Source organism: Parolsenella sp. (assembly GCF_982402205.1).
Window position 1 is genome coordinate 1 of record NZ_CEVYAT010000155.1, and the last position, 3736, is coordinate 3736.

5 protein-coding genes are annotated in these 3736 nt (G+C 66.6%); 1 reads left to right on the top strand and 4 read right to left on the bottom strand.

Going from position 1 to position 3736, the window contains the following annotated elements; genetic code table 11:
• Positions 1-371: MscL family protein (locus tag AC1VTH_RS07345; protein WP_481335492.1), on the top strand; the 371-nt coding region annotated here is incomplete at its 5' end.
• 30 nt (positions 372-401) lie between these two features.
• On the opposite strand, the gene AC1VTH_RS07350 is transcribed toward AC1VTH_RS07345, so the two are convergent.
• The 4 genes from AC1VTH_RS07350 to AC1VTH_RS07365 form a co-directional block, all read right to left on the bottom strand.
• On the bottom strand, positions 402-734 hold the full coding sequence (locus AC1VTH_RS07350; protein ID WP_481335493.1) for an HIRAN domain-containing protein: 333 nt from the start codon (positions 732-734) through the stop codon (positions 402-404).
• A 268-nt stretch (positions 735-1002) separates the two neighbouring features.
• Positions 1003-1947, bottom strand: a complete 945-nt coding sequence (locus tag AC1VTH_RS07355) for an alpha/beta fold hydrolase (RefSeq protein WP_481335494.1) — start codon at positions 1945-1947, stop codon at positions 1003-1005.
• A gap of 249 nt (positions 1948-2196) precedes the next feature.
• Positions 2197-2736, bottom strand: a complete 540-nt coding sequence (locus AC1VTH_RS07360) for a hypothetical protein (RefSeq protein WP_481335495.1) — start codon at positions 2734-2736, stop codon at positions 2197-2199.
• Positions 2737-2833: 97 nt separating this feature from the next.
• Positions 2834-3736, bottom strand: a 903-nt coding sequence (locus AC1VTH_RS07365) for a zinc-binding metallopeptidase family protein (protein ID WP_481335496.1), incomplete at its 5' end; no start/stop codon positions are given.

A 3736-nucleotide genomic window follows, 5' to 3' on the forward strand; every position in this document is an offset into this window, starting at 1 on the left:
CGGTGGTCAACTCGCTGGTCGAGAATGTCATTCAGCCGCTCGTCTCGTTTCTGACCGGCGGCACCAAGGGCGTGCCGGGCCTCTCGATTGACCTCAACGGCTCGGTGGTCGACTTCAGCGCGTTCATCTCGGCAATCATCAACTTCCTGATTACCGCCGCGGCCGTCTTCGCCATCGTGAAGGCCCTGAACGAGCTCAACCGCATCAGGGACATCGCGGCCGAGAAGGCGGGTCTTGCCAAGAAGGCCGAGGAGGACGCCAAGCCGGCCCCGCGCCTCTGCCCCTACTGCAAGCAGGAGATTGCCGACGACGCCACGCGCTGCCCGCACTGCACCTCCAAGCTCGAGGGCTACAGCAACAGCGCGGAGTAGGCGAGGGCGCGCTTGGGAGGGCGCGTCGTGCTAGTGCGCACGCACGTCCGTGACAAACAGGCCCACGAGCACCTGCTCGTACGGGGCGGCGTCGGGGTCGACCTGCTGGATGCGGCACTCGAAGACGTCATCGTGGCCAAAGTGGAACATGAGGGCCATGAGCTCGTTTTGGCTTGCGGGAACGAAGCCCAGCTTGGTGCCGTGGAAGTAGAGCGCCACGGCGTTGGGGTCGTGCGGGTTGTCGGGCTCGGGCACGAGGTCGAGCAGCATGCCGGCCTTGAGCTGGTCGAGCACGAGCGCGCCGTCCCAGTACTTGAAACCGGCGATGTTAAACGAAGCGACGTGACGAGACGGTTCGAACATGGTGGCCCCCTAAGGCGTTCCCGGCAAAGCCGGGCGAGGCGACGGTGACCGGCCGAGTCGTTGCCGGCCACCGGGCTCCCTGTGGATGAGACCACCATACAGAGTCATGCGGACACTAATAGAGGCCCCAAGACCCACCCGAGCGGCGCGCAATGCTCGAAAAGGGCCACCGCACGGTGCGGCCCGACGCGCTGACCAGTTCGTGCGCCGTCACCATGCACGCACGTACCCACGCCACGCAGCGCACAAGCACGCGGCATCTCAGCAGTTAGATGCCCTGACGCGTGAGGAAGTCAGCCACATCGGCATAGACCTGGTCGTGGATGGGCTCGTTCAGGATCTCGTGACGAACGCCCGGGTAGATGATCTGCTCGACCAGGCGAACGCCGGCGTTGCGGTACTCGTCGACGGCGCGGCGCACGCCCCGGCCGCACTCCCCCACCGGGTCCTCAGCGCCCGCGATGAAGAGCAATGGCAGGTCGCGAGGGATGCGGCGGGCCAGGCGCGAGTCGGTCGCCTGGGCCACGAGGTCGCTGAGCGTCGCGTAGGCGCCCACGGTGAAGGGCTGGCCGCACAGGGGGTCGGCGATGTACTCGTCGACGACCTCGAGGTCGGTGCAGATCCAGTCGACGTTGGTGCGCGCGCCCTTGATGGCACGGCCGTAGGCGCCCGCGCCCAGCGAGTCAATGAGGCGGCTCACGTGATGGGCCCCACGAACTGCGGCAATGGCATGGCAGAGCACGCTGCCGGCCGCAGTCTGGATGCGCGGCTGCTGGCCCGTGCCGCACAGGACGGCGGCGGCGAGGCCCTGCGCGTGACGGGTGAGGTAGGTGCGCGTCACGAAGCTGCCCATCGAGTGGCCAAAGACCACGTGGGGACAGTTGGGATAGCGCTCGTGCGAGAGGCCGCGTAGGGCGTGCACGTCCTCGACCAGCACGTCTGCGCCGGCGTCGAGCGGCATGTGGCCCAGATCATCGTCTCCGGCGGTCTTGCCGTGGCCGACGTGGTCGTTGGCGCAGACAACGAATCCCTGGTCAACAAGGTAGTTTGCAAAGGGGGCGTAGCGCTCGACATGCTCGGACATGCCGTGGACGAGCTGCACGACCGCGCGGGGCACGAAGTCGGGGCGGGCGGCGTCGTCGGGCTCCCACATGAGGGCGCGGACGGTCGAGGTGTTGTCGTGGCTGGGATAGGTAAGCGTGGTGGTCTTCATAAGGCCTCCTGCCGATGTATTTGAAGCACGCACGGGTTGTATACCCGCGAAGGTGACGGCGGACCCGCCTTCGCGGAGCTTCACAGGGCGCACACCAGGGTGATTGAGCCCGCGATGGAGCCCGTCTACTCGCGGCCTCGCGAATTAAGTACTCGAAAGTTGATCAGAATGCCCAGAATTCGTACTCGCTGGTCAACTTTCGAGTACTTCACCGGGAAGATGGGGCCTCTCGACCACGAACGTCGCCGATTACGCCTCCGCAACGTCTGACTCGCGCACCCAGCCAAGCTCGCAGGACTCGTCGGCACTTGCGAGCTGGTAGGCGGGCTCGTCGCCCATCTGGCCCACGGCCTCGACGATGCAGGGAGTGTTGCTCGCGAGGTCGAGCACGAGGTCGCCCACGCTCCAGCGGGCCAGAGGCGCCGCAGCGGTGCTCTCGGCCCGCTCGCGGGCAATACGCTCGGTAGCCTCGCGACCCGCCTCGTGGCCATATACCTTCTGGTCAAGCTTGTGAGTGAGGTGCCAGCCGCCGCAGTACTCGCACTTGTAGATGCGCAGCTCCTGGCCGTTCTCCTCCTCGCCCCAGCGCGCAACGGCGCGGGCCTGGTCATACGTTGCGTACCTGCGCTTCTTTGCGCACGAGCTCACGCGGTCCCACATGCCCTCGTCGGCGAGCCCCTGGCGCAGGCGCTCGCGGCGGGCGCGCTCGCGACGCGACTCGTAGCTCACCCGCTGGTCGGGGCGGGCCTGCGGGTTGTGCCGCGCGTCTTGCCACTCGTGCTCTGCCATGGAGCTTCTCCTCTCGCCTGGGGCCCAGTATTCGAATTGCCGGCACCAACAAAGAAAGCGCGGCCCCGCGGAAACGGAGCCGCGCAATAACGTGCAGCTAGACGCGCTGGATGAAGGCCTTGTAGCCGCAGTAGGCCTCGTAGATGTCGGCCTTGCTCGTGACCTCCCACAGCGAGTGCATCGACAGCACGGCCACGCCCGAGTCGATGACGTCCATGCCATAGCGGGCCATGATGTAAGCGATCGTGCCGCCGCCACCGGCGTTCACGCGGCCAAGCTCGCAGGTCTGGAAGCTCACGTCAGCCTCGTCCATCACGTCGCGCACGTACGCCATGTACTCGGCGTCGGCGTCGTTGGAGCCGCTCTTGCCGCGCGAGCCCGTGTACTTGTTGAAGCACAGGCCACGACCCAGGTACGCGCTGTTCTTCTCCTCAAACTGACCCGCGTAGGCCGGGTCGAAGCCCGCCGACACGTCGCTCGAGAGCATCTTGGAGTTGGCCAGAGCACGGCGCAGCGCCAGCTCGCCGCCCTCGCCCGCGAGCTCCATGACCTCGGCCAGGGCGTTCTCGAAGTAGTGGGCCTGCATGCCCGTAGCGCCCACCGAGCCAATCTCCTCCTTGTCGACAAGCAGGCACACGCTCGTGCGCTCCACGTCCTCCACGGCGAGCATCGCCTCGAGCGAGGTGTAGGCGCACACGCGGTCGTCCTGGCCATAGCCCAGCACCATCGAACGGTCGAGGCCCATGTCGCGCGCGGGACCAGCCGGCACGACCTCGAGCTCGGCGGACAGCAGGTCCTCCTCCTCGATGCCATAGCGCTCGGCCAGCAGGCCGAGCAGCATCTTCTTGACGGGCTCCTTGGGCTCGTCTCCCTCGCCGTCGATGCGCACGGGCTTGCCGCCCACGATGACGTCGAGGCTCTCGGGGTCAACGGCCTCGGCGTGCGTCTTCTTCATCTGCTCACCAGCCAGGTGAATCAGGATGTCGGAGATGCAGAAGAC